Genomic DNA, 583 nt, shown 5'->3' with positions numbered 1-583 from the left:
GCCGAGCGCAGCGGGGGCAGCCAGGTGGCGGCGTCGCCGTCGGACTTGGACTGGTTCACGGAGCCCTGCACGGCCAGGAGGTTGAGGGGGTCGTTGCCGAACGCGGCGCGGCGGTCCGCGCTCAGGCCCTGCGCGCCCTTCTGCCAGGCGTCGGAGAGGGAGACCACGTGGTCGATCTGGACCGCTGTCGACGTCCCCGGCCCGCGTTGGAATGCGATCACCTCGCCGGTGTACGGGCCGTGGAGGGTGCCGCTGAGCACGACGCACCCGTTCGTGCCGGCCTTGAGCACCACGTCGGCGAGATCGCGGCGCAGGACATCATTGCGGGTGTCGCAGCCGTTGCGGTCGACGTCCGCCCAGGCGGGGCCGAACTGCTCCCGGCTGTAGCCCGTCTTCGGCGCGCGTCCCTTCACGGGCAACGACTGCAGGGCCGCCAGAGCGGTCCCGTCCGCGGCCGGGGCCTCGGCGGCGGGCGACGACGGCGCGGCCTCCCCGGCGTCGCCGGGCGCGGGTGCGGGCGCGGGTGCGGGCGCGGGGGCCTCCGCGCGGTCCGATACGGGGGCCTCCGCGCGGTCCGGTGTGG

At 76.2% G+C, this 583-nt stretch carries 1 protein-coding gene; it reads right to left on the bottom strand.

Annotation, left to right across the window (positions count from 1 at the left end):
• A partial coding sequence (locus tag MHY29_RS12240; RefSeq protein ID WP_239241598.1) for an HNH endonuclease family protein occupies window positions 1-583 on the bottom strand: 583 nt, incomplete at both ends.

Origin of the sequence: Micrococcus sp. ACRRV, assembly GCF_022346985.1 — a bacterium.
GTDB classification, from domain to species: domain Bacteria; phylum Actinomycetota; class Actinomycetes; order Actinomycetales; family Micrococcaceae; genus Micrococcus; species Micrococcus porci.
This window is presented reverse-complemented; position numbering and strand designations above follow the sequence as displayed.